We start from the raw sequence: 23925 nt of genomic DNA on the forward strand, positions 1-23925 counted from the left end.
CCTCCCGCGCGAAGACCCCCCGCTGTGGGCCACCGCGCTACGGCAGGAGAACGAACGCCGGGCACAGCGCCTGTTCAACCTGCCCGACGACTGGGACCTCCCCGACACGGGCCGACCACGGCCTGACCGGCCCGGTACCGTGTCCACCGGCGGGGTTCGGTTCACTACCCGGTGACCAGCTCTTCACCCCGGCCCCCTGTACCCCGGATCAGCGCTCTGGCCCGGGATACAGCCGTGTCCTCACGTGGACTTCCGGTGTGGTCCTGCATCCTGTGCCCATGGCCGACACCTTTGACCACGCCCCGCAGGTATGGAACGCCGCACAGCTCCGCGAAGCCATCAAAGACCTGCCCGATGACACACCCATCCACATCGGTGTTGCCGAAGACCCCGGCGACTTCGACGGCTACCGCGACTTCGTGCTCGTGAACGCCGAACACGTGGAGAACTGGTGGCCGGCCACCTCCACCTCGCCCGAGCGCGCGGAGACCGAGAAGGCGCTGACCCTGTTTGCCGACTGGAAGGCCGACGAGTACGACGTCCTCGACTGAACCCGCCGCAGTCACTCCCCGGCGGGGGAGCTCCCGGCTCGGTGCCGTCATTGCCAGGCCGCGGATTCCTGCGGTTCGACTCTTGACGGGTCAGCAGCATCGCCGCGGCGGCTGACGCCGGCGGCGGTCAGTACGCTCACGCCCATGGGACTGGACATCAGTGTGCTGATCGCCGACTGGTCATGGCTGGGCGAGGTACCTCCCCGGGAGCGGCTGGCACGGCTGCACGAGCTGCCGCCGCCCAGGGCAAGCGCGACGAACCGCGCCGGCCGGCCTTCGCCCGCCGCCGACCCCGCGCAGCGGGAGACACCCAGTTGCTGAGCCGTCAGGTTCTCGGGATGAGTCCTCCGAACACGGTGCGGGCGTAGAGCTGCTGGTGGCACGATGCCTCTTTTGCCGGGCCCCGGGGGCGTGCTGGTGGGCTGGCACATCGGTGAAGTCCACTTCGAGAAAGGGCCCCCGCGATGAGCGCGATCCGCAACGCCGAGACCATCAGCCAGTCCGGCGGTTCAGGCCGGACAACGTGTTGGTACTGGCGGAAATGACAATGGCCGTGAAGCCTGCGGGCGGCCGTCCGCAGGGCGTCGCCTACGGTCGCCTTACCTCGAACTGGAAGCAGCCGTACTCCAGGGCCCGCACGTGTACCAGTGCCACCTCCGGCTCGGCGAACGCTTCCCCGAAGACCCGGTCGAACCCGACGTCGGCGTTGTCCGGGATCTCGAAGAAGAGGCCCCCGACGATGTGTCCCTCGGCGTTGTAGCGGCGGATGGTGCGCAGTGCCCCCGGTCGCGCGAAGGGGTAGCCCTGGGCTTCCCGTGGCTGTGCGCATTCGTCGGCGTGGATGAATACCGGCCCCGCTTCGTCGTAGGCTCCGGGGTCGGCCCCAGTTGCCGTCGCCCAGCGGCGCAGCGGCGCGTATGAGACGAGGGCGACCCGCTCGCCGGGCTCGATGGCCCGCAGGCAGCAGCGCAGCGGGCTGCCCACGCAATCGAGGGGAACGCCGTCCTCGCGCGCGGTGTACGGCCGCAGCGGCCGCCCGGCGTCATCGATGTCGCGGAGTTCCTTGAGTGCGGCGGGAGGGATGGGGAGAGGCGTGTACGCGGTCATGGGGCCAGTGTCGGCGGCCGGCCCTTGGCGTGCTGGCGGGAATCAGACGCGAAGGTCTGCGGCATTGCCGCGCTGTATTCGGCAGGTCACGAACGGAGCCAGAGCCGGATGGCTGCGACGGTGACGGTGCCGTGGATTCCTGATGGCTTTGTCGCAGGGGAATCGGGTCGCGCTCCTGCGGTGAGCCTCTGCCCGTGTGGTGAGAACAGTCAGTCGCAGGACGGCCGGTGGTCCAGGTGTGGGAGCAGTGCCTTCCACTGCTTCTTCTCGACGCTGAGGGGGTGGGTGGTGCACAGCCGGTGGTAGATCCGGTCGGTGTCGAAGTCGATCAGGTAGGTGGGTCCTTTCGAGTACCGCCCTTCCAGATCGCCGTCCGGAACCACGGCCATGAAAGGGCTGCCGTCGGGCAGCAGCTTCAGGTCCTTCACGCCTTCCACGGTGGCGATCGCCGGCGTGCGCCATCTGCCGTCCTTCTCTGCCGCCCAGATGCGGTAGGGGTCGCCCGTCAGGACCCACCTTCCGTCCGGCGACGGCCTGATGTCCGTGAGGGCCCGGTCGAAGCGCATCTCGTCCATCTCCCGGGGCTTGTACGGGTCGCTCACATCCCAGAACTTCACGGTTCCGTCGGTGAGCGTCGTCGCCAGGACGCCTTTCCCGACCGGCTGATAGCCGCCGGACGCGGCGGGCAGCAGGGCCGCCTCTCCGGGGTTGCGGATGTCTCGCATGTCCCAGAGCTGGGTCCGCTGGGCTGGAGCGTCGTGCATCAGCAGCCGTGTCGAGGGCACGTAACCTGCCTGCCCCACGGCCGCGTCCTTGAGGAGGGGGCCCTTGACCGGCTCGGCGGGGTCGGTGAGGTCCCAGATGCGCAGGTCCATTGGCCTGCCCCGCCCCGGCTCGACCCGGTCCACGACCGCGAGCCCCCGGTCGCCCAGGAAGAACAGGCTCTCCCACCCCGCGACCGGCACCGCGGGGAGCGTTGCGCGCCGCACCGGGCGGCGGACGTCCCGTATGTCCCACACCTGCACCGTGCCGGCGGCCCAGCCGCCGACGACCAGTAGCCTGCCGTCCGCGGACACCGCCGTGCGCACGTCCGAGGCCTTCACCGCGATCTCTGCTCCCGGCACCGGAGGCCTCTTCGCGTCCCCGCCGAAGTCCCACAGCCGGAACGCGTGGTCCTCCGTGCCCTCCGTCCACCGGTGCGCCATCAGCACCGGACGATCGGTCCCTGGAAGGAAGTAACGGGCTTCCCACGGTTTGGGCAGCGCGAACCGCAGACGCGGATCGGCCCCCTCGGCCGTGTCCGCGCTGCGGAGGTGCCGGCGGCCGCCCTCCACCGTCCACCAGGCCATCTTCCCTTCCGCACCGGTCGCGACCAGCAGATCCCGTGTCGGGTGGGCGGCGACCGCCATCACCGAGGGGGTCGTGGCGGTGTCCAGCAACCGTGCCCGCGCCCGGTCGCGCACGTTCCACAACCGCACTTCGCCCGGCCGTTCCGCCGCGCCCTTCCCGCTGATGCCGTTGCCCGTGACCAGCAGGCCGTCGTGGCGGAACGCCAGCGAGATCAGTGCGGCAGAAGCCACCGTACGGTCCGTCCGCAGCAGCGGCGCCGAGGGCTTCGAAACGTCCCACAGCCGCAGGCGGCCCTCGGCGCTCCCCGCCGCCAGCGTCCGGCCGTCCGGAGCGAACCTCAGGGTGTACGTGGTGCCTTCGGGGATGCCCCGCGCGGCGAGTCTCTCGGGCCGCCGGGGGTCGGTGACCCCACAGGGCGAGTTCCGTGGCCGTCTGCGCCGCCAGCAGACGGGCGCGCGGGTGGAAGGCGATGGCCGCGCTGCCCTTCAGCTTCAATGTCCCCGCCTTCACGGGCACGTTCCGGCGCGAGATGTCCCACAGCTGGATCCGCCCGCGGCGCTGGCTGGTCGCCAGCACATCTCCGTCCTTGCTGAACGCCAGGTTGAGCACCGGCTCACGATGCCCTGCCGAGACCTCGACCGGCGTCTCCGTCAGATAGGCCGCGTAGAGGCTCCTTCCGTCAGCAGCCGCAGCAACTCCCCGCTGAAGAGCGTGTGTTCCGCGCCTGCGGGCGCGAACGAGGCCGCGTAGTGCGTCGCCGCGGCCAGCAGAAAGCTGCCCTCGGGGCGGGCCGAGGTGATGACTTCGCGGTACGACTCCTGCGGCGCGGCCTGCGCGAGGCCCGAGAAGCAGCAGTCCAGGACGACCACCGTGCTTGCCGCGGCCTCACCGAGCCGCTTGCCCACCTGGTCGTAGGGGACGGCGTGGACGGTGTCGTCGGCCGAGGAAGTGCCCGATGTGGCGAGGTACAACTGCCGCCCGGGGCCGACCAGACCGTGGCCGATGAAGTAGAAGAGGACGACTCCGCCCTCGGAGGCGTCGATGGCGGTCTGCACGGCGGCGAGCACCTCGGTCGGCCCCTCCGGGTCGATGACCTCGGTGACCCTGCTGTCCATGCCGCAGTTCTCCCGCAGCACCGCTGCGACGGCCTGAGCCGAGCGTGCGGCGCCGGGCAGATCCGACAGCGCCACGCGGCCGCCGCTGCCGGTCTGTACGAGATCGGCGATATGCGCGCAGAGCGGGTCGCGCTCTCCGGCGCGGAGTCGGAGTTCTCCTCGCTGGGCGCGTCGACGCAGGGCAGCAGTTCGACGATGGTGCGGCTGGACAGGCCTGCGGCGTACAGCCGTTGGACGGTCCGGGCGCTGCGGACCGCGAAGGAGCCCTGACGTGGCGACCCTTTTCATCAGCTACCGGCTCGGCGGACTGACGCTGCCCAACCGGGTGGTCATGCCCCCGATGACCCGGGTCGGGGCCGCCGACCACTGGCTCGGGCTGTGCCGACCTCATCAGCTTCGGCCGCGCCTTCATCGCCAACCCCGACCTGGTCGAGCGGCTGCGTGGCAGACTTCCGATCGCCCCCGTCGACGAGGCCACGTACTACCAGGGCGGTGATGCGGGCTACCTGACCTACTCGGCCCACCAGTACTGGGCCTGACTCCGGTCTGCGGCGGGCGGGGCCGGCGGGCGGGCGGAACCGGAGCGGGCCGTGCAGCTCAGCCGGAGCCGCCCGCGCGGCGGGGCCGGGCCCTGGTCCGGCTCTTCAGGGCCCGGTATCGCTTGAGGAGAGTGGTGATCCTCTGGGGTGCCTGTACCTCGTGCAGGACGGCACGGGCGGTCCGTGTAGCCTCCAGCCGCTCAAGCGGTCCGGTGAACTCGATGGCAGCGGCCGGATTGTCGGCGGTCCTGCGGCCGGCGCCCCTGTCCCGGACATGTCCCGGACGGGACAGGCAGGGCCGGAACGGCCGGTGCGCCCCTACTGTCGCTGGGCATGGACACCACACGCAGAGCTCTGTTCAAGGGCATCGCGGCCGTTCCCCTCGCGGTGACGGCCGGAGGGTTGCTCGTACCGTCCGTGGCGCGGGCGGCGGAGCCGGGGTACGGGCTGAGGATGTACGACCGTGACGGAGCGCCGACCGGCACGACGTGGGCGGCCGCCACTCAGGGGCTGATCACGAGGCAGCGGCTCGGCGTGGCCGACCTCGTCGACGACGTGCTCGACAGGGCCGAGCGGCGCGCCTCGGCGCCCGGTGACTGGCGCGACGGCCCGGGTTCCGCCCCGAAGCCCGACCGGTTCGACTTCGCCTTCGGGTGGGACGCGAGGTCCTCGTACCGCGAGGACGCCCACGGGAAGCGCTGGTACCCACAGGGCATCACCACCAGCCACGACGCCTATGGCGGCTCCGTACCGGGCAGTGGGGGCAAGACGGTCGCCCTCGTCTCCTGGTACGACAAGCAGACGGCCGGCAACCAGGGCGCCAAGGTGTCCGTCATCGACGTCACCCGAACCGGGGCGTCGAGCCGCCCGCGGTACGACCACGTCCTGCTGGTCGAGCCCACCAAGGAGTCGGGCGAGCCTTTCGACTTCAAGGTCACCACCCTCCACGCCGGGGGCATCGCATGGGTGGGGAAGTGGCTGTACGTGGCGGACAGGAACCGGGGCCTGTATGTCTTCGACACCACCAGGATGCTCAAGGTGTCCCGCGGGTCGACGGGGGAGACCCGGGAGCGCGCCAAGAGCTGGTGCGGCTATCACGCCGGAGACAAGAAGTACTACGCGCACGGCTACCGGTACGTCATGCCCCTGCATCATGTGTATCGGCCCGCCGGCTGGTCGGCGAACCTGGCGTACTCCCAGGTGTCCCTGGACCGCACCCAGGGGGCCGCTCAGTCGCTTGTCGTCAGCGAGTACTTCGAGAAGAGCCGCGACGGCGTGGCGGTCCGCTGGAACCTGAACAGCGCCGGCTACATCACCGCAGAGCGGGCCGCCTCCACTTGGCCGCTGCGCATCGCCAGGGTGCAGGGCGCGGTCTGCGTCGGTGACCGGACGTACTACTCGGCCAACGCCCCCGTGAAACCCGCTGCGCCCAAGGGCCCGAAGCAGGGAAGTCTTTGGCTGCAGAGGCCCTGGGGCGCGAAGATGACCGCGCCGCGTGGCAAGCTCACTCTGGGGCCGGAAGACCTCAGCTACCAGCCACGGGCCGGGGGAGGCTCGCTCTGGTGCCTCGCCGAACACGAAGACACCAGGCGCGTCTACCGCATCCGCCTCTGACAGCCACCACCCCGGCCATGGCCACATCGGCGAGGCCGCGACGCTGGCGGCCCGCTCCGCGGTCCCCGGGTACGTGGACCTGTGTACCGGTACGCAGGGACGTTCGGCGTCGGCATCGACACCGTCGACCCACCGGGCAGCCAGGGCAGGCGACGCACCACCACCGCTCCACACCGCACTCGCCAACCAGCCACCAGCCGCGTCGACGACGCTTCAGGTCAACACGCTTTGGGCTGCCATCCGGCACCGGCCTCGCCCCAGGAGCGCACAGCATGTTCGACCCCGCCCAGAAGCACCCGTGTCCTGACGCCTTCCGGCCGGATGAAGCACCTGCGCCGCATGCACTGCTGGCGCCGCTGATCGGATTCCTCGGCACCTGGGCGGTCGGGGCCGCGGCGGGTAGCCGACGCTCGCCGAGGAATTCGTGTACGCCCAGGAGGTCACCTTCAGCCACGAGGGGAGGCCATCTCTGCGCTACGAGGCGCGCGCCTGGCTGCTCGACGGCGAGCCGGGCTCCGGGCGCGCGATGACGCGCGCCCGGCCGCGTCGGGCGAGGGCCCCACCTGGGACCCGGTGACCGGGCGGCCGGATGCGAGGCAGGGTTGACCGGCGTCGCCTTCGGGTCGGCCTGACCTGTGGCGTCGGCCTGTTGGACGACTGGAGGGGCGCGGCACCGGCGGACGCTGCACCGCAACTGGCGGCCGGGCGACGTTGTGGACGTGCCGATGCCCTTCAGCCTGCGCGTGGAGAAGGCCAACGAGGCGCCGAGCGCGCAGTCCCTCTTCTACGGGCCCGTGCTGCCCGCCGGACGGAGCAACGAGCGCACGCCGCGCCCGTTCTCGCTGTACCGGCATCTGGGTTGGGGTCGGCTTTCCCCGGGGTGTCGCCGGTCGCGGGCGAGGGGCCGGGGCAAGCCTGAGCCGGGTGTGGGCGGGTCTTCTCCCAGGGCGGGGGAGGGCTGTCGGGGGCGAGGAGCTGATGGCGCCTCTCTGGCGCTGAGCGAGGGCCGGCCGGCCCGTGGGGGAAGGCCGGCCGGCGGGGAAGGGGTGCTGGTTCGGTGTGTGTCGGGTCAGAGCGCCGGCACGTAGTACGGGGAGACGTTCATCCAGCCGTTGGCTGCCGCGCCGTTGCGCGTGCCGCTGGTGGTCTTGGCCAGGGTGTACCAGGAGTCGACGTAGTCCGGGTCGTCGGTCCACCAGGAGGTGGGGACGGCGTCCAGGAGTGCGTCGGCGAGGGGTATGTACGCGCCCTGGTCGGTGATCGTCAGGAGGACCGAGACGATGGCCTTGGCGAGCGCCTGGTAGTTGGTGTCGCCGTCGTCCTCCATCATGACCGCGTCGGCCATGCTGTACTTGTAGTTCGACCAGTTCACGAGGACCTGGTTCGGGTAGTACGTGGTGGCGGCCTTGTTCAGGTACGGCATCTCGACGGTATCGACGCGCGGCTTGCCGTCCTTGCCGAAGCCGGTGACGAGGGTGAAGATCTCGGCATCACCCTTGATTCCCGGCTCCTTGACGTCGGAGATCCGCACCGAGTTGATCAGGGTGGTGTCGATGCCCGTCGCGGCCAGGGGCGCTCCGGCTCTCACTTCGGCGGCCGGGACCGGGACGTCGAGCCCCTCCGACTCCAGGACCTCGTTGACGACCTTCAGCCCTGCGGTGACGGCCTTGGCGCCGTCGATGTCGACGAGGTAGACAGGCCGGTCGGGGACGGTGTCGACGGCCAGCTCGTGGGCGGTGCCCCGGCTGTCGTACGCGGTGAACGTGGCGGCGTCGTCGGACGGGGCGGCGGCAACCAGCGGAGCCGTACCCGCGGTGAGCCCGGTCTTCATCGAGGCGTCCGCCAGACCCAGGCGCAGCAGCGAACCGACGTCGCTGCCCAGGCCCTTGGCGGCGGCGACGCCCTGGTCGGCAGTGGCCATCTCTGCGGCGAGGCTCTTGCCGGCGGCCGTGGTGGAGCCGCTGGTGAGCGCCCGCAGGTCCACCGAGTCCGCGGCCACCGCGGCTGTGCGGACCTGTCTCTTCCAGGCCGGATCGGCCAGGGACCTGGCGAGGGCGAGAGCGGTTGCGTCCTCTATCCCGGAGACCGAGGACGCCGGGGTGGTGGCGGTCTCGGCCGTCTCGGTCTGCGCTGCCAGCGCGGTGCCCTGAAGGGGGATCAGAGCGGTTGCGGCCAGAACAACCCCGGTCAGGGCTGCACGCAGCGGAGTGGATGCACTCAAGGCGATCTCCTGCTGAATAAGTGGTGCATTACGGTGACGGGCGGGTCCTGTCTATGCGGGTAGACCCGTCTGGATGAATGTGCATGACAAGGCATCGGCAAACCATCCCAGCGCAAAATCTCTCCGGCTCATTCGCCCGGCCGGGCAGACCCCGGCGAACTGCCCGCGCCCTCACTCCCGCCGCTGAACCCATCACCCCGCCCCACCGCACGCGCTGCCCCGTCGAACAGACCGCTCCGGCCTTCACCTCGACCCAACACGGAGCGCGACCGTACGTGCCGCAGGTCACCTCGGCGGGCGCCAGGCCGGCTGTCGCCGTTGAGGGGCAGCACAGCGTCCGGCTTCGGTGGACGGTGCCCAGCAGCTTGGCGATCGAGGTGATCGAGCGGCCGAGGCCGTTGCCGTCACCGGGCGGCTCCACCTCGGGGCGTCCGTCATTGCCGCCCGCCCCGACCAGCAGACCGCGGTCGACGCCCACATCGCCGAGGCGAAGCGGTGTGCCGAACAGACCGACGACGCCTCCGACATCCACTGCCTCAGGTTCGGCCCCACAAACATGGCCTTGCGTGAGATGTCGGCCGCCGCGCGGAGCCGGATGACCACGGCTGCTGCGGTGTTGCTGTACGCCTTGCCGACCGCGAGGCTGTCGGGCTCTTGCGCGGACTGCCCGGCCCGAGCCGCGGTATGCGAATCTTCTCCAGCACCGTGTGGAACTGGATGCAGTCCGCCCGCTGCCCGCGGGTGACAACCAGGGACGGTGGGCGGCAGCGGCCGTCCGCGCCCAGGTGGAGCTCGCTGGTGAGCCCACCGTTCGAGCGGCCCGGTCCCTCGCTTCCCGCACCACCTCCACCAGGCGGGCGAGCAGGCTCGGCCAGGGTGTTTCGCCCCGGTGTTCTGCTGTTCAGGCTCCCTCTTGGCGCACGGGCCGGCGGTGGGTCGGTGCGGGCGCCTGCTGCGGGATGATGAGGACGCACGATGGTGGTGGTGCCGGCCGGGACACCCCAGTCGATTTCCCCGGTCGCGTCCGCTGCGGCCCGGATCTGGACAGCCCTCTCAGCGGGGCGGCAGGTGGAAGGCGCGGTGCATTTCCCGCAGACGGTCGGCCAGAGCCGGGACAGGGCCCTGGATCACGAGGCCGGGCGCCACGTCCTGTACTGCCAAGGAACGCACCGGTGATGACGGTACGCCCAGCTCGGTCAGCCACTGTGTCAACTGGGCCGCGGAGTGGGCGTAGACGATGCGGCCGAGGCCGACCCAGCCGTGTGCGGCCGAGCACATGGCGCAGTGCTCGCCGGAGGTGAAGACGGTGGCCGCGGCCCGCTGGGCCGCCGTGAGGTGCACGGCGGCCCAGCGGGCCAGTTCGAACTCCGGATGCCGCGTGCTGTCGCCGAGACTGCGCACGCGGTTGCGGTCTTCGGCGAGGATCTGGCCATCGGCACTCACCAGGACGGAGCCGAAGGGCTGGTCCCCGGCCCGCAGTGCCTCGGCCGCCAGCTGGACGGTCCGCTCCAGGTGCTGGTGCTCCACGCTGGTCAGTTCGGCAGATGACAAGAATCGCTCCCTACGTCTACGGGATCACCCCCGCCGTCAGGGGGAGATCCCACGGCACCCACTGTGCCAGGCCGTGGTCTGAGGCGTCCAAGAGATGTCAGCCATCGCAGCCATCGGCGGCGCCTATCGCCGCGCGGCGACGGTGGTTCGGCAGCGGCCCCTCGGCGGTGGCATTCGAGCGTTCCTGCACCCGGGCTGCGGTACGAGCTGAGCAGTGCCCCATCATAAATCTGTATACCAAAAGATGTGCGGCGAGTGGTGATGAGCTGCTGCGTGTCGAGCACTCGCACGCGAAAAATACGTGAGGCCTTGTTCCGTGTCCATATTCGGTATACCAATTAGCCCTCATTGGACATCGAGCGTCGAGGAGCCCGCCATGTGTGTCGATTCCGCCCCGCCCCCGCCCGGTCGTGTCACCCGTCGAGGCGTCCTCGCCGGCGCCGCCTCTCTGGCGGGCACCGGTGTCGCACTGTCCGCGGCCGCACCCTCGGCCCGGGCCGATTCCAGGAGCCGGCCCGGCAACGCAGTGGTCTTCCGTGATGTGCGGCCCTTCGGCGCGACGAACCCCGTGGATCTCACCGTCGTCGACGGCCTGATCACCCGCGCCCGGGCCCCCCGAGGCGCCAAGGTGATCGACGGCGGCGGCCGTATCGCCCTGCCGTCCCTCGTGGACGCGCACATCCACCCCGACAAGACGACGTGGGGCGGTCCCTGGGTCTCACGCAGGCCGGCGAACACCATCGCCGACTTCACCGCCCAGGACGTGGAGCTGTTCCGCAGTCAGCGGCGGCCGGTGGCCGAGCGGGCCCACGGGCTCATGGCGCACGCCGTGACCCGCGGGACGCGGGCCATGCGGGCCCACGCCGACATAGCTCCGGCCTACGGTCTCACCTGCGTGGAAGGTGTCGCGCAGGCACGCGAACGGCTCGAGCACGCGCTTGACGTGCAGATCGTGGCCTTCCCGCAGCACGGCGTCGTCCGCGCTCCCGGCACGGCGGCACTGCTGAAGGAGGCGGCTCGCAGTGGGCTCGTGGACATGATCGGTGGCATCGATCCGATCAGCTTCGACCAGGCCCTGGACGAGCAGTTGGACCTCGTCTTCGACCTTGCGGACCGGTACGGCGTCGGCGTGGACATCCATTTGCACGACCGGGGCGAGACGGGCCTGACGGTGCTGCGCGGCATCATCGACCGCACCCGGGCCCTATCCCTCCAGGGCAAGGTGACTGTCAGCCACGTCTTCTGCCTGCCCGGTCTCTCCGACACCGAACTGGCGGAGACGGCGGAGGAGCTGGGCAGCCTGGACATCTCCCTGACCACTGTGGCGCCCAACGAGTCGCTCGTCCTGCCGATTGCGAAGCTGCGGGAGCACGGCGTGCGGGTCGGGCTCGGCTCGGACGGAGTACGCGACTCCTGGAGCCCGTTCGGAAACGCGGACATGCTGCACCGGGCACACCTGCTCGGCTGGGTCACGGACGTGCGCCTCGACAAGGAACTGGCGGCCTGTTACGAGGTGGGCGCGCACGGTGGCGCCGACGTCATGCGACTGCCCCGTGCCGACCTCTCCCCGGGCTCCCCGGCCGACTTCGTCCTGATGCGCGCCGAATGCCTGCCGCAGGTTGTGGTGGACATGCCGACGCGTGACATGGTGGTGCATGGCGGGCGGGTGGTGGCCCGGGACGGCGAACTGGCCTAACGGCCGGTTCTGCGTTTCCGCCCCGGCAGTGCCCCGTCGCATCGGTACGCGCACGACGTGACGGGATGCCCGCTGCAGGCGGGAGGACTCAGCGACTCGTGGATGCCGGGGCGGATGTGGGAGGCGCGGGAGGGCGTACGTGACGGGAGGCGCCGGCTGGACGGGCGCGAGGACAGCCGGTACGTGCCGTCAAGCCGCGGAGGAGTTCTTGCGCCAGGCCGTCAGGGTGCGCGCAGCCGAGGAGGCACGCCTCGCGGCCCACAGGCCCGCCATCGCCGCACCTGAGGAGGCCTCAGGCCTTGGCGGCAGGTCCGCAGGCCCGACCGGTACGGGCGGAAGGTGCGCGAGCGGGTGCCACAGAACCCTGTGGCGGTTTGTCGGCGTTCTCACTGACGCAGCAGTTGCGCGATCTCGGTGTAGCCGTGTCGCCGGGCATGCTGTAGTGGGCTGACACCGTCCCTGTCGCTGATGGAGCGGTCGGCTCCTGCTTCAAGGAGCAGTTTGACGACTTCCTGGTGGTCCTGGCCGCCGTTGCCGAGGATGACGGCCTCCAGGAGCGCGGTCCAGCCGAGGTTGTTCACGTGGTTGATATCGATGTCGATCTGCGGATTGGTGGTGACCTCCCTTACGTATTCGGCGTGGCCTCGCTCCGATGCGGGGATGAGGGAGGTGCCGCCGTATCGATTGACGACGGTGTAGTCGGGGTGGGCGGCGGTCAAGGTCCGTGCCATGGCGGCGCTGCCGGTCACTCCTGTCACCAACCACGGCGTGTCGTGCTGCTGGTCGAGCGCGTCAGGGTCTGCACCGGCCTCGATGAGGGTCTGGGCCGCCTTGACGTGGTTGCCGGTGACCGCCAGTAGGAGCGGGGTCCGGCGGTTCTCGTCGCGGGTTTCCACATCGGCGCCGCGTCGGAGGGCCTCGCGCACGGCGTCTGTGTCACCGGAGCGTGCCGCTTCGAGGAGGTCCGGACCGGTGGCCGGTTCTGCGGGGGAGTGCGCCGTGGAAGGCGAACGCGCCGGAGACTTCACGGGTGAGGGGGTGCCGGCCTTGGCAGGGGTGGAACGCTGCTGGGCACTGTTGTCGCTGCCGGATTGGGTGGTGCAGGCGGTCGTGACCGCGAGCACGCCCGCCAGTGCCGCGAACAGGCGGGTGGAGCGTCGTACAGGTGTCATTAATCCTCTTTCGGCTCGAATGGCCGCCGGTTCCCGAGCCCTTCGACGGGCGGGAAGCGGCAGCACCGCGGGACGCCGGGCGGAAGCAGGTGATCTGCACCATCCACCCTCACGTCGCGCACGGGCGCCGCGGTGGGTGAAGTGGCTCGGACAGTGGAGCAGTGCGGTGGACTGTTCTGTCGGCCGAACGGTTGATGTGCCGCGTCCGCAGGCCGGACGGAGGCATCATCGGCGGGGCTGCGGCGCGGCCGTGTCGCGGTGCCTGGGCTGTCGGCCCTGGCCGGGACGCGGACGCAGGCCGGCGGCACCGTGCCGGAATGCGCGGTCCGCGGTCGGCTGTCCGGCGGGGGCGGAGGGCGCGGACGGTGGCGTCGAGGCGCTGGCAGAGGGAGGGGCCCGACGACGACCGGCGGGCCGGGGCCGCAGGAACGGCAAAGGGAGCGCAGGGCGCTCGGGCGCCGCGGACGCCGAAGCGACCACCGCGCCGGAACGCGAACGGAGACGTCGGGCTACCGCGCTGCACGTGCGGCCCGTCGCCTCCTACGCGGCGGTCGGCGCCCCGGTGACACGCCGATTGCCTCCGTTGTGCTTCTGCCACAGCCGGTAGACCTCGACGGCCGCGTCCCGCGGTTCGTGGCGCATCGGCAGGCGGCGCTCGGTGTAGTCCTTGGCGAACTCGTCGTAGAGGGTGTCGAGTTCGAAGTACTTGCGGACGTCCACGTAGTGCGGCTCGTAGGCATCGCGGGTGGTGAGGAAGACGACCTCGTCGGGGGAGCAGTAGTACAGCGAACCCAGGCACATGGGGCAGGGGTGGGCGAGCACGTAGATGGTGGCGCCGACCAGGTGCTCCGTGCCGAGCTTCCTGCAGGCCTCGCGGATGGCGAGGATCTCCGCGTGTGCGGTGGGGTCGGAGGTCTGGGCGACCTTGTTGGGGCTTTCGGCGAGGATCTCGCCGTCCTTGACGATGACGGTGGCGAAGGGGCGCCCGCCCTCTTCGACGTTCTGGCGGGCGAGGTCGATGGTGCGCTGGGCGAAGTCCATGCGGAGGCCTCCGGTGGAAGGGGGCGCCTGGTGGGCAGGCGGTGTCCCGGGGGGAAGAGAGAGGGGGCGGGCTGGAGGGAACCGTGTCGCGCTCCGGCCCGCCGCAATCAATGGACGGTCCGTCAGAATGGCTTGGTCGGAAGGTACTTGCCGTCAAGTGTGATGACGGCGCGCTCGCCGCCCTCGGGATCGGCGACCTTCTTCACATCCAGCTTGAAGTTGATCGCGCTGATGATGCCGTCTCCGAACTGCTCGTGGACAAGGGCCTTGAGAGTGGTGCCGTAGACCTGGAGCATCTCGTAGAACCGGTAGATGGTCGGGTCGGTCGGAACTCCGCCGGGGATCGATCCGCGGGTCGGGATCGTCTGCAGCAGCAACACCGCGTCGGCATCCAGGCCCAGCAGCTCCGCGACGGCGTTGGCGGCCTTCTCCGGCAGAGCGTGCTGGCCGAGCACCGCCGCGGTGACGAAGGCGACCGACAGGCCTGCGGCATCGGCGATCTGCTGCCAGGTCAGGTCCTTGCGGGTCTTGGCCTCGACGGCGGTGGCGGCAAGGATCTGGCGTGCGGTGGGGTCGAACTGGGCGTGTGTCATGAGAGGGATTCCATTCTGCGATACCGGCCTTGAGGAGCGGCCGGCGAGTTCGGTGGGGTGGTGGGTCATGCCGCGGCCGCGGCGCCGTCGATCATCTCGACGGCTCCGGTTGCGATGTCGAATATCCAGCCGCGCAGGGTGAGCGTCCGGTCGGCCACGGCGCGAGCCACCGACGGGTGGGTGGCCAGGTTCTGCAGCTGCGCGAGGACGTTGGCCCGTACCAGGGTGGCGACTTCGGGCGTGCCAGGTTCTGCAGCTGCGCGGGCGGTCGCGGCGTCCGCGTGCCGCAGCCAGCCGGCGATCACCGGCGTGGCGCTGAGGTCGTGTTCCTCGGCCAGGGCGGTCATGGCTCCGCACGCGGAGTGACCGCAGACGACGATGTCGTTCACGCCCAGCACGGCGACGGCGTACTCGATGCTTGCTGCGACACCGTCCGGTCCCGAGGCGTAGGCCGGGACCAGATTTCCCGCAGTTCGGACGACGAACAACTCACCCGGTTCGCTCTGCGTGATCAGCTCGGGTACGACCCGGGCGTCGGAACAGCCGATGAACAGCGTCTTCGGCCGGTGTGTCGTGGCCAGACGCGCGAACAGCCCCGCCTTGGCAGGAAAGACATCGCGGCGGAAACGCACGGGGCCGTCTGTGAGGTCGTGCACAGTCACTCCCTTCGGTGGTTGCCGGCCCGACGGGCTGACGAAGTTCACCATGCATGAGCTGCCCCTATAGTGTCCAAGTCTTGATATCCATAACTTCTATTGATCACATCTATAGTTTGCTCCATGAGGGGTCCTGTCAGAGGGATCCAATACTGGGTGCGGGGTCGCCCGGCGGCCGTGACCGGCTCGAACCGCGAAGGCTGTGGCAAGTGCTGCCGCTACGCGCCGGAGAGTCCTTCTTGGCCGCCGCGCAGGCAACGCGGCAGGAGCGGCGTGCGAACCGGATGGCAGCCCGGATGCGTGACGGCGGTGCCCGGCAGGCCGCGGCGTGGACGACCGCGAGTGCGTCGGCTTCCCTGTCGCAGGGAGCGCTGGGTCAGGACTGCGTCGAACTGTCCCGGTTCTCGGTGGCGCCGGCGGCCAGATAACGCATTGCGGCGCGCGTGCCCGCCACGTGGGCGCGGGCCAGCTCTTCCGCCTTCAGCTCGTCGTGGTCGCGGATGGCTTCGTGGAGCCGCTCGTGTTCGCCGCATATCGGGTCGCCGTCGTTCAGGGCGGAGGTGAGGCGGAACAGGCGCCGCAAGCGCGAGTCGAGGGGTGTTTCTATCGGGGTGAACGAGGGCCAGCAGGGCGGTGAGTTCGGGGCCACTGGTTCGGGCGGTGAGTTTGGGAGCCACCTCGCTTTTGGATGTGTGACATGCCGCTGATGGCGTAATCGGCGCTCTGGGCTGTTTGGCGGCTCACCCTTTGCCTGTTGATCACGGTCGTGTCAGGAGATCCGTGTGTACAGGTCGCGTGAGTGGATCTTTGAGCGGATCCGCCGGGACCACCGGCTGGAGCCGGGTGTGTCCGGGCGGGAGCTCGCCAGGCGGTACAAGGTGTCGCGGAACACGGTGGCGAAGGCGTTGGCCCAGCCGGTGCCGCCGCCGCGGAAGAAGCCGCCGCCGCGGCAGAGTGTGCTGGAGCCGGTGAAGGGCTTCATCGACGTGATGCTCCGGGAGGACCTGGCGGCGCCGCGGAAGCAGAAGCACACGATCAGCCGGGTCATGGAACGGCTCGCGGCCGAGCATGACTTCGAGCTTGCTTCATACACCACGGTTCGCGACTACATGGCCCGGCGCCGCCCCGAGCTGGTGCTGGATGCCAAGGAGGGGCGCCGGCATCTGGAGGGGACGGTCCCGCAGACCAAGCAGCCGGGCGAGGAGGCGGAGGTCGACTTCGCGGACGTCTGGCTGGATCTGGCGGGGCAGCGGCGCAAGTGCGTGCTGTTCACGCTGCGGATGTCGTACTCGGGCAAGGCGGTGCACCGGGTCTACGCCACCGCGTCGCAGGAGGCGTTCCTTGAGGGGCATGCCGAGGCGTTCGAGGCTCTGGGCGGTTGCCCTACGGTCCACATCCGTTATGACAACCTCAAGCCGGCGGTCAAGCAGGTGCTGTTCGGGCGTTCACGCACGGAGACGGCCCGTTGGGCGGCGTTCAAGTCGTGGTACTCGTTCTCGGCGTTCTACTGCACCCCGGGTGAGGAGGGCGCCCACGAGAAGGGCGGAGTGGAGCACGAGGGCGGCCGGTTCCGCCGCAAGCACCTGGTCCCGCCGCCCGACGTCGAGTCGCTTGCCGAGCTGAACGAGCGGCTGGCCGCGATCGATCTGGCGGAGGACGCCCGGCACGTCCACGGCCGTCCGACCTCGATCGGGTTCGACTTCCAGGCCGAACGCGGGATTCTTCGTCCGCTGCCAGCCGATCCTTACGACTGCGGAATCGACCTGACGCCGGTGGTCCAGCGCAATGGCCGCATCACGGTCCGTCAGAGCTACTACTCGGTGCCTGCGAAGTTCATCGGCCTCAAGGTGCGGGTGAAGCTGCTGGCCAACGAGTTGTGGGTCTATGACGGGCGGAAGGTGGTGGCCCGTCACCCCCGGCTGACGCGCCGGTACTCGGCCCACGACATCCTCGATCATTACCTGGAGATCCTGCTGGTCCGTCCCGGCGCGTTCGCCGGGGCCTCGGCCCTCGCGCAAGCGAGGGCCGAGGGCACCTTCACCAAGACCCATGAGGCGTTCTGGGCCGCGGCCAAGGCCAAGTGCGGGGACAGAGAAGGCACCAGGCTGCTGATCGAAGTGCTGCTGCTGCACCGCCAGCTGCCTGCCGAAGCGGTCATCGCCGGGATGGTCACCGTCGTCAGGGTCGGCTCCGTCAACCCCGACCTGGTGGCCATCGAGGCCCGCAAGGCGATGGAGAACACCGGCCTTGACGACCGTGATGACACCGACGTCGACGAGGCGGAACCTGACGCCGAGGACGAGGACGCACCGGTCGGCGAGGGCGCCACGGTGATCTCCCTGCATACCCGGCGTCTGCCGCCCGATCCACGCACCGCGCTGCCCGATATGGCCAAGTACGACCGGCTCCTTGCGCCGGTGACCAGCACGACGAACCACAAGAAGGGCACGACTGCATGACCCCCACGAAGACCGCCGGAGCTCCCACGGCCGAGCAGATCCCGCCCACCAGGATGCCGCTGCCCGGCGATCCGGAGGATGCGGCGATCGATGAAGCCTGCCGGGACCTGCGGCTGCCGGCCTTCCGCGAGCGGTTCGTGGAACTGGCCGCCACCGCCCGGCGAGAGCAGTCCACCTACAAGCAGTTCCTCCTCGATCTGCTGCAGATCGAACGCGCGGACCGAGACGTCCGCCGCCAGCAGAGGCTCGTCCGTGCGGCGAAGTTCCCCCGTCCCAAGCGGCTGGAGGACTTCGAATTCGAGAAGAACCCCAACGTGTCCGTCGAGGTCGTCGCCGACCTCAAGTCCCCCTCCTGGGTCCGTGAAGGCCGCCCGCTGGTCATGATCGGTGACTCGGGCACTGGCAAGTCCCATCTCCTCATCGGGATCGGCACCGCGATCGCCGAAGCCGGACTCACCGTCCGCTACATCACCACCCAGGCACTGGTGAACGAGCTCGCCGAGGCGGAGGCCGCCAAGCGCCTGTCCTCGCTGATGGCCCGCTACACCAAGGTCGATCTTCTGTGTCTGGACGAGTTCGGCTACGCGAACCTGGACAAGAAGGGCGCCAGGCTGCTGTTCCAGATCTTCACCGAGCGGGAGGAGCGCAAGGCCACCGCGGTCGCGACGAACTCCCCGTTCGCGGAGTGGGACAAGACCTTCGGCGACCGTCGGCTCTGCGCGGCCATCGCCGACCGGATCACGTTCCGCTGCAACCTGATCCAGACCGGCACCGAGTCCTACCGGCTCCAGGCCACCTGCGACGAACGCCAGAGCCACTGATGCAGGACCCTTTCACCATCAGTGCCTGTGCCAGAACCGGCCAACCGTGACGTCCCGTGACTGGTGGGCTGTGGTGTGCTCTTGCATGCTGGAAACGGGAGTTCACCCTGACCTGGGAAGGGGGCGTTCGTGAGGATCGGGTCCGTGAATCGGCCTGCACGTGTTGCTGTCATCGGTGTGGGCGTCCTCGGAGCCAGCGTGGGCTGGAACCTGTCCCGGCAAGGCGCCAAGGTCGTCTTCATTGATGCAGGCCAGCCGGGCGAAGGCGTCACCAACTGGTCTTTCTCGTGGGTGAATGCCAGCAACAAGACCGCACGCAAGTCCTACTTCGACCTGAACGTCGCGGGCATGGCGGCATACCGCGAGCTTGCCAGGACCATCGGGCCCGATTTGTGGTGGTATCCCAGCGGTCACCTGCGCTGGGCAGACGAGCCCGCAGCGGAAGCGAAGCTCCTAAAAACAGCTGGACTGCTGCGTAGCTGGGACTATCGGGTCGAGGTGTGTACGGGGGCCGAGGTGCGCCGCCGCCTCGAACCTGCTCTCACCGTGCCCGGCGAGGTTCCCGTCGTGTTCTACCCCGACGAAGCGTGGGTGCACGGACGTCATCTCGTCGGCCGCCTGGTCGGCCAGGCCGTTGTATCCGGCGCCGAACTCCGGCCTGGCACCGCGGTCTGTGACATCGGCACCGGTGCAGACGGGAGCATCCGGACAGTTGCTTTGTCCGACGGGAGCCGCCTCGACGTCGACATGGTCGTGAACGCGGCAGGCCCCAAGTCTTCCCACGTCGCTGGGTTCGTCACGCGGCACTTGCCGATGCGTCGGGAACCCGGCGTCGTCACCCGGATCGGCTGTGCTCAGGTCCCGGTTCACCGGGCCATGCACGCGCCTCACATCGAGATCCGTCCTGACGGAGATGCCTCGGTGGTCCTCCACAGCCGCGAGATCGACGCACTCATCGACACCGGCGAAGATCCAGCGGAACTCGCACGGCTGCTCCAGGAATCGGCGCGGCACGTCGTTCCCGAGCTCGGCAACTCCTGCATCGCACAGACACGGATAGCCCACCGCCCCATCCCGGCCGACGGATTCCCCTCGGTAGGAGCGGTGTCGTCTGTGCCGGGCTACTACGAGGCCGTTTCCCACAGCGGCATCACGCTCGGGCCGGTAATCGGCCGCCTGCTTGCTTCGGAGATCCTCAGCGGGAAGAGAGAAGAGATGCTTGCGGACTTCCGCCCGGAGCGGTTCCCCCTGTAACAGCCAAGCGCCATTGCGATGGGCATTCATGTCCGCAATCAGAAGCTGTGTCAGGTCCCGGGGTCAGCGCAAGGCGGTAGGGGCCAGCCGAATCTTCTGGGACTGCATCCGGATTCGGATCAGCGTGGATTTGGCGACTGCTTTCACCGGCTCGGGGAGGTGCGGTGACGTCCGGGGCGGGCGGGGAGAACGGGTAAGGCGGCTGCGGGCCTGCTCGCGGACACCACCAGCTGATCAACCCACACAACGGAGCCGGGTCCTTTCGAGCCGCGCCTGTCAGGGACACGGACCGACAGGACCCGGTGACACACAAGCTACAGTCATCCGCTGCCTGTTCAGCACGGACACTCCACACCCTCGGGCACGAAGTCACCCGATAGAGGTGGCTCCCAATCCCGTTGATGATCATGGACTTGCGTCGAGTCCATCGCCGCCGCGGACGGAGCAACGTGGCTCCCGAACTCGCCGATGCGGTGGCTCTCGTTCACCCCGATAAAAACACGAGGGGGCTCATCAGGTCCTGCAGCAGAGGGTTGCCGGAGGCTTCGACGATCTGCTGGTGGAAGTCGGCGTTGTGGGTGACCACCTCGCGCAGCCGACCCGCTTCGGCGGCTTTGCGGCTGAGGAGCAAGAGACGCTCCATGTTTCGCAGCTGGGCGTCGGTGGCGCGGCGGGCCGCCAGGCCGGCCGCGAGGCCCTCCAGCTTTTCGCGTACGTCGAAGAGGTGCTCGGCGTCGTCCGTCCCGAAGCCGGCGACCAGCGAACCGCGCCGGGGCTGCGTGGTGAGGAATCCCTCCGACTCCAGCTGCTGCATCGCCTCCCGCAGCGGGATCCGGGACACCCCGAGCTCCTCGGCGATTTCCCGCTCCACCAGGCGGTGTCCCGCCGGGTACTCGCCCTCGATGATCCGCTCGCGCAGCTCCACATACACCCGGTCCCGCAGGGACTGGTGGGTGTCGCCGATCGAGGCGCGACGGTCAGAGCGGCGGGTGGTCATGGGTTCGGCTCCATATGGGGTGGGCGGGATGGAAGGTGGGGCCCGGGTACTCCTGATCATCGCAGAACGGGAAAACTTCCCGGCAACCGTTGCTTGGTATTCGGTATACCAGATAGCTTCTCGATGCCCGTCGCCCATCCGTATCTTCCCGGCCACAGCCCGTGGTGAGGCGCGGCGTGAGACGCACGAACAGTTGGAGGAACACCGTGTCGCTGTATGCCGACACCCAGCCGACCCCACCCGCGCCGACCATCCTCGTGGACGCCACCCTGGCCGATGGCCGCCGGGTCGACGTCTTCCTGGGCGACGGCCGTATCACGGCCATCGAGGACCACCGCGCGGGACCCCGGGACTCCCGCGCGGGACACGAGGGCGCTGTCCGCCTCGACGGCGCCCTGCTGCTGCCCGCTCTGGTCGACGGGCACGCCCACCTGGACAAGACCCTGCTCGGTGCCCCCTGGCAGCCGCACCGGGCCACGGCCACCCTGCGTGAACAGATCGCCAATGAACGGGCCCTCCGCAAGGAGACAGGTATCCCGGTCTCCGAACGCGCCGCCGCCCTGGCCGAACGTATGGTGGCGCTCGGCACCGGCCACGTCCGCTCGCACGTCGACATCGACCCGGACGTCCGGCTGGACGGCCTGCACGAACTTCTCGGCGTACGCGAGCAGTTCCGCGACCGGCTCGGCATTCAGCTGGTCGCCTTCCCGCAGAGCGGGTGGGTGTCTGGCTGCTCATGGGGGCCTTCGGTACGGACAAGGCCGTGGCGATGGCCCGTGCCGCAGCCGGCCCCGATCTCACCTTCAAGGCGGGTGAGCTGTACGTCGGTGCGTGGCTGGCCGACACCATGCACGCGCTCATCATCGTCAGCGCCTTCGCCGCCACCCTCGCCTTCCACAACGCCGCCGCCCGCTACCTCTACGCGCTCGGCCGTGAAGGACTCCTGCCCCGACACCTGGGCGAGGTCTCTGCGCGGCACGGATTCCCAGGTGGGGCGGTGATTGCCCAGACGGCCTTCAACCTGCTGGTCGTCCTGGCAGGTGCCCTACTCGCCGCCGACCCCTATACCGTGGTCTTCCTGTGGACCAACAGCACCGCAGTACTGGGCATCATGCTCATGCAGGCCATGGCCGCACTTGCGGTCTGGGCCTTCTTCCGCCACGACCGGCGCGGCATGTGCGCGGCCCGCGTGGTCTGGGCACCGCTTGTCTCGTTCGCCGGACTCGCCCTGCTGACCGTCCTGGCCGTCTTCCACTTCGACCTGCTGACCGGTGAGACAGGGCTCGTGAACGTCGTGCTCCTGGCGCCGCTGCCCCTGGTCCTTGTGGCCGGTCTGTATGTCGCGCTGCGTATCCGCCGGGGTGATCCCCAGCGCTACGCATCGCTGACCACGACCGACGTGGAAAAGGGCTGAAGCCGGGACCGCTTGGCAGCCGGGTCGGCATTGCCGCATTGTCAGGCGCCTCGGCCCACGCCTCGCCGGCTTGCTCCTGAATGCCAGGTGATCCGCATCAGCCGAACCGGTCGGCGCAGGTTCCGCGAAGAGACCGGCCCAGTGCCGTGGGCGGAGCCGAAACACCTGGATTCCGGCTGCGTTGCCGCGCGGCAACGCAGCCGGAACCACCATCACCCGCTGTACGGCGCACGAGCAGCGCGGCAGACCGAACGGACCGGCCCCGTGACCATCGGCTCGTGCCCGTCCCGGTCCATGATGACCGGGACGGCGCCGAACAGAGCAGCCAGCGTGCCGAAGACGCTCCGAAGTTTCGGTTCGCTGTCGGGCAGCCGCTCGTCGAAGACCCTCTTACCGGCCGGAGTGAGCCCATGGCCGTGCTGAGCGGCCGCGCTGATGTTCAGACCGAGAAAGGCACCTACGTCGTCGGTGTCGTGCAGCTCGACTTCCCGAACTCCGGGCTCGTGCTGTGCTGGACCGGTCATCGGAGCTGTAGACGCGTACACGTGATGCAGACCTGCTGCCCTCGGACGGCCGGGGCAGTGCGCTCGACCGGGCAATAGCCAGACCTCTCACCAGCATCGCCAACGGCACCAACCGAGCCCGGTGACACCACCTCCAGGTCTTCGCCGCGACAGTGGGCAACAGCCACCCCAGGGGCCGGTGGCCCTCTCACAGGATCGCGCATACACATCGGGGCAGCGGACATCGGGGCTCTCCCGAGGCAGCAGCTCATAGATGGAAGAGCGCATTAGTGGGAGTGGTGATTGACCCGCTCTATACTCCACGCATGGGTCCGGAACTACGCCACCTCCGCTATCTGATCGCGGTGGCCGAGCACGGCAATTTCACGCGCGCCGCCGATGAACTGCGCATCTCGCAGCCGACGCTGTCGCAACAGATCAAGCAGTTGGAGAGAGTTGTCGGCGTTCAACTGCTCGACCGCAGTGGCCGCAGCGTCCGCCCGACCGATGCGGGCGAGGTCTACGTGCGCTATGCGCAGCGCGCCCTCCGGGAGCTGGCAGCGGCGGACCGTGCCGTCCTCGACGTGGCTGACCTCTCCCGCGGGCATCTGCGCCTTGCGATGACGCCGACCTTCACCGCCTATCTCATCGGCCCCCTCGCGCAGGAGCTTCACACCCGCCACCCCGGCGTCACACTGGAGGTGCGGGAGATGACGCAGGACCGCATCGAAGCGGGCCTTCTGGCCGACGAACTGGACCTCGGCATCGCATTCGAGGGAACCCATCTGCCCGGGGTCGTCGCAACCGCGCTCTTCACCGAGACTCTCAGCCTTGTCGTCACCACGCATCGTCCCGCTATGCACAGTGAGCGGCCGTTGTCCGTGAGCGACCTTGGCGGGCAGCAACTCGCCCTCCTCAGCAGCGACTTCGCCACCCGAAGCCACATCGACAACTACTTCGCTCAGCATCACATCAGCCCGCCGATCGCTGTGGAAGCCAACAGCATCCAGGCTCTGACCGAGATCGTGCAGCGCACCGGTCTGCTGGCCACCGTGCTTCCCGACGCCATCACCGACGACCACCCCCATCTCACACCCATTTCCATCGACCCTCCGCTGCCCACCCGCGTCGCCACCTTGCTGCGCAGAGACAGCGCCTACGAGAGCGCCGCCGCACGCGCCTTCATCCGGCTTGCCCGTGACGTCGTCCAGGAACGCGGCTACACACCGGCCTGACGCCGGACTCCACGAGCGCGAGGACAGTCTCCTCGG

The 23925-nt window shown here is 69.4% G+C and carries 21 protein-coding genes and 4 pseudogenes; 12 read left to right on the forward strand and 13 right to left on the reverse strand.

The features are described 5' to 3' along the window. Positions 1–278: 278 nt before the first annotated feature. Positions 279–551 carry a DUF6225 family protein gene (locus tag OG609_RS42050; protein WP_327277578.1) on the forward strand — a complete coding sequence of 91 codons (273 nt, stop codon included), beginning with the start codon at positions 279–281 and terminating at the stop codon, positions 549–551. A 144-nt stretch (positions 552–695) separates the two neighbouring features. Continuing rightward, on the forward strand, positions 696–872 hold the full coding sequence (locus OG609_RS42055) for a hypothetical protein (RefSeq protein WP_327277579.1): 177 nt from the start codon (positions 696–698) through the stop codon (positions 870–872). Between the two features lie 267 nt (positions 873–1139). On the opposite strand, the gene OG609_RS42060 is transcribed toward OG609_RS42055, so the two are convergent. The 4 genes and pseudogenes from OG609_RS42060 to OG609_RS42070 form a co-directional block, all read right to left on the reverse strand. Beyond that, positions 1140–1658 carry a DUF1203 domain-containing protein gene (locus OG609_RS42060; protein WP_327277580.1) on the reverse strand — a complete coding sequence of 173 codons (519 nt, stop codon included), beginning with the start codon at positions 1656–1658 and terminating at the stop codon, positions 1140–1142. A 209-nt stretch (positions 1659–1867) separates the two neighbouring features. Continuing rightward, positions 1868–3238 (reverse strand): WD40 repeat domain-containing protein, encoded by a 1371-nt coding sequence (locus OG609_RS42065; RefSeq protein ID WP_327277581.1) that lies wholly within the window; start codon positions 3236–3238, stop codon positions 1868–1870. A 51-nt stretch (positions 3239–3289) separates the two neighbouring features. Next, positions 3290–3373, reverse strand: a pseudogene (locus tag OG609_RS46560) (hypothetical protein); the annotation flags it as partial. Between the two features lie 285 nt (positions 3374–3658). Beyond that, positions 3659–4198, reverse strand: coding sequence for a caspase, EACC1-associated type (locus OG609_RS42070; RefSeq protein WP_327277582.1), 540 nt, complete (start codon positions 4196–4198; stop codon positions 3659–3661). A gap of 36 nt (positions 4199–4234) precedes the next feature. Here OG609_RS42070 and OG609_RS46565 point away from each other — a divergent pair, with 36 nt between their 5' ends. The 4 genes and pseudogenes from OG609_RS46565 to OG609_RS42090 form a co-directional block, all read left to right on the forward strand. Further along, on the forward strand, positions 4235–4393 hold the full coding sequence (locus OG609_RS46565) for a hypothetical protein (protein WP_442818046.1): 159 nt from the start codon (positions 4235–4237) through the stop codon (positions 4391–4393). 82 nt (positions 4394–4475) lie between these two features. Next, positions 4476–4662, forward strand: a pseudogene (locus tag OG609_RS42080) (alkene reductase); the annotation flags it as partial. 333 nt (positions 4663–4995) lie between these two features. Further along, positions 4996–6276, forward strand: coding sequence for a hypothetical protein (locus tag OG609_RS42085; RefSeq protein WP_327277583.1), 1281 nt, complete (start codon positions 4996–4998; stop codon positions 6274–6276). Positions 6277–6548: 272 nt separating this feature from the next. Next, positions 6549–6787: pseudogene (locus OG609_RS42090) on the forward strand (heme-binding beta-barrel domain-containing protein); the annotation flags it as partial. Between the two features lie 558 nt (positions 6788–7345). Here the strand turns inward: OG609_RS42090 and OG609_RS42095 are convergent. After that, on the reverse strand, positions 7346–8497 hold the full coding sequence (locus OG609_RS42095; RefSeq protein WP_327277584.1) for a DUF3103 family protein: 1152 nt from the start codon (positions 8495–8497) through the stop codon (positions 7346–7348). 1053 nt (positions 8498–9550) lie between these two features. Beyond that, complete coding sequence (locus OG609_RS42100; RefSeq protein ID WP_327277585.1) at positions 9551–10048, reverse strand: nucleoside deaminase; 498 nt, start codon at positions 10046–10048, stop codon at positions 9551–9553. A 376-nt stretch (positions 10049–10424) separates the two neighbouring features. On the opposite strand from OG609_RS42100, the gene OG609_RS42105 reads away from it, so the two are divergent. Continuing rightward, positions 10425–11744, forward strand: coding sequence for an amidohydrolase family protein (locus OG609_RS42105; RefSeq protein ID WP_327277586.1), 1320 nt, complete (start codon positions 10425–10427; stop codon positions 11742–11744). Between the two features lie 386 nt (positions 11745–12130). Here OG609_RS42105 and OG609_RS42110 read toward each other — a convergent pair whose 3' ends face one another. From OG609_RS42110 to OG609_RS42130, 5 genes are all read right to left on the reverse strand, one after another. Further along, on the reverse strand, positions 12131–12916 hold the full coding sequence (locus OG609_RS42110) for an ankyrin repeat domain-containing protein (RefSeq protein ID WP_442818047.1): 786 nt from the start codon (positions 12914–12916) through the stop codon (positions 12131–12133). 540 nt (positions 12917–13456) lie between these two features. Continuing rightward, positions 13457–13957 carry a nucleoside deaminase gene (locus OG609_RS42115; protein ID WP_327277587.1) on the reverse strand — a complete coding sequence of 167 codons (501 nt, stop codon included), beginning with the start codon at positions 13955–13957 and terminating at the stop codon, positions 13457–13459. A gap of 122 nt (positions 13958–14079) precedes the next feature. Continuing rightward, positions 14080–14550, reverse strand: coding sequence for a cyanase (gene cynS / locus OG609_RS42120; protein ID WP_327277588.1), 471 nt, complete (start codon positions 14548–14550; stop codon positions 14080–14082). 65 nt (positions 14551–14615) lie between these two features. After that, positions 14616–15206: a carbonic anhydrase gene (locus tag OG609_RS42125; RefSeq protein WP_327277589.1), complete on the reverse strand. Its 591-nt coding sequence runs from the start codon at positions 15204–15206 to the stop codon at positions 14616–14618. Positions 15207–15582: 376 nt separating this feature from the next. Beyond that, positions 15583–15789: an FCD domain-containing protein gene (locus OG609_RS42130; protein ID WP_327277590.1), complete on the reverse strand. Its 207-nt coding sequence runs from the start codon at positions 15787–15789 to the stop codon at positions 15583–15585. Positions 15790–15988: 199 nt separating this feature from the next. Here OG609_RS42130 and istA point away from each other — a divergent pair, with 199 nt between their 5' ends. The 3 genes from istA to OG609_RS42145 all read left to right on the forward strand — a co-directional run bounded on the left by istA (position 15989) and on the right by OG609_RS42145 (position 19740). Beyond that, a complete protein-coding gene (istA, locus tag OG609_RS42135; RefSeq protein WP_327277591.1) occupies positions 15989–17665 on the forward strand; it encodes an IS21 family transposase in 1677 nt (558 codons plus the stop codon). Positions 17666–17718: 53 nt separating this feature from the next. Next, positions 17719–18486, forward strand: coding sequence for an IS21-like element helper ATPase IstB (istB, locus tag OG609_RS42140; protein ID WP_442818102.1), 768 nt, complete (start codon positions 17719–17721; stop codon positions 18484–18486). A gap of 144 nt (positions 18487–18630) precedes the next feature. After that, on the forward strand, positions 18631–19740 hold the full coding sequence (locus tag OG609_RS42145) for an NAD(P)/FAD-dependent oxidoreductase (RefSeq protein WP_327277593.1): 1110 nt from the start codon (positions 18631–18633) through the stop codon (positions 19738–19740). A 484-nt stretch (positions 19741–20224) separates the two neighbouring features. Here the strand turns inward: OG609_RS42145 and OG609_RS42150 are convergent, their stop codons facing one another. After that, positions 20225–20737: a GntR family transcriptional regulator gene (locus tag OG609_RS42150; RefSeq protein ID WP_327277594.1), complete on the reverse strand. Its 513-nt coding sequence runs from the start codon at positions 20735–20737 to the stop codon at positions 20225–20227. Positions 20738–21584: 847 nt separating this feature from the next. Here OG609_RS42150 and OG609_RS42155 point away from each other — a divergent pair. Beyond that, positions 21585–22151, forward strand: a complete 567-nt coding sequence (locus OG609_RS42155) for an amino acid permease (protein WP_327278367.1) — start codon at positions 21585–21587, stop codon at positions 22149–22151. 287 nt (positions 22152–22438) lie between these two features. On the opposite strand, the pseudogene OG609_RS42160 reads toward OG609_RS42155, so the two are convergent. Further along, positions 22439–22630 (reverse strand): annotated as a pseudogene (locus OG609_RS42160) (IS110 family transposase); the annotation flags it as partial. Positions 22631–22980: 350 nt separating this feature from the next. Here OG609_RS42160 and cynR point away from each other — a divergent pair. Beyond that, positions 22981–23889, forward strand: coding sequence for a transcriptional regulator CynR (gene cynR, locus OG609_RS42165; protein WP_327277595.1), 909 nt, complete (start codon positions 22981–22983; stop codon positions 23887–23889). Positions 23890–23925 lie beyond the last annotated feature (36 nt).

The sequence above is a fragment of the Streptomyces sp. NBC_01224 genome, from assembly GCF_036002945.1.
Classification (GTDB): Bacteria; Actinomycetota; Actinomycetes; order Streptomycetales; family Streptomycetaceae; genus Streptomyces.

Excerpts from the sequence above, each read along its gene's own strand:
- OG609_RS42060 (WP_327277580.1), bottom strand. The coding sequence starts at position 1,658 with ATGACCGCGTACACGCCTCTCCCCATCCCTCCCGCCGCACTCAAGGAA.
- OG609_RS42155 (WP_327278367.1), top strand. The coding sequence starts at position 21,585 with ATGCACGCGCTCATCATCGTCAGCGCCTTCGCCGCCACCCTCGCCTTC.
- istB (WP_442818102.1), top strand. The coding sequence starts at position 17,719 with ATGCCGCTGCCCGGCGATCCGGAGGATGCGGCGATCGATGAAGCCTGC.
- OG609_RS42085 (WP_327277583.1), top strand. The coding sequence starts at position 4,996 with ATGGACACCACACGCAGAGCTCTGTTCAAGGGCATCGCGGCCGTTCCC.
- cynR (WP_327277595.1), top strand. The coding sequence starts at position 22,981 with ATGGGTCCGGAACTACGCCACCTCCGCTATCTGATCGCGGTGGCCGAG.
- OG609_RS46565 (WP_442818046.1), top strand. The coding sequence starts at position 4,235 with ATGCGCGCAGAGCGGGTCGCGCTCTCCGGCGCGGAGTCGGAGTTCTCC.
- OG609_RS42055 (WP_327277579.1), top strand. The coding sequence starts at position 696 with ATGGGACTGGACATCAGTGTGCTGATCGCCGACTGGTCATGGCTGGGC.
- OG609_RS42115 (WP_327277587.1), bottom strand. The coding sequence starts at position 13,957 with ATGGACTTCGCCCAGCGCACCATCGACCTCGCCCGCCAGAACGTCGAA.
- OG609_RS42110 (WP_442818047.1), bottom strand. The coding sequence starts at position 12,916 with ATGACACCTGTACGACGCTCCACCCGCCTGTTCGCGGCACTGGCGGGC.
- OG609_RS42150 (WP_327277594.1), bottom strand. The coding sequence starts at position 20,737 with ATGACCACCCGCCGCTCTGACCGTCGCGCCTCGATCGGCGACACCCAC.
- OG609_RS42050 (WP_327277578.1), top strand. The coding sequence starts at position 279 with ATGGCCGACACCTTTGACCACGCCCCGCAGGTATGGAACGCCGCACAG.
- cynS (WP_327277588.1), bottom strand. The coding sequence starts at position 14,550 with ATGACACACGCCCAGTTCGACCCCACCGCACGCCAGATCCTTGCCGCC.
- OG609_RS42105 (WP_327277586.1), top strand. The coding sequence starts at position 10,425 with ATGTGTGTCGATTCCGCCCCGCCCCCGCCCGGTCGTGTCACCCGTCGA.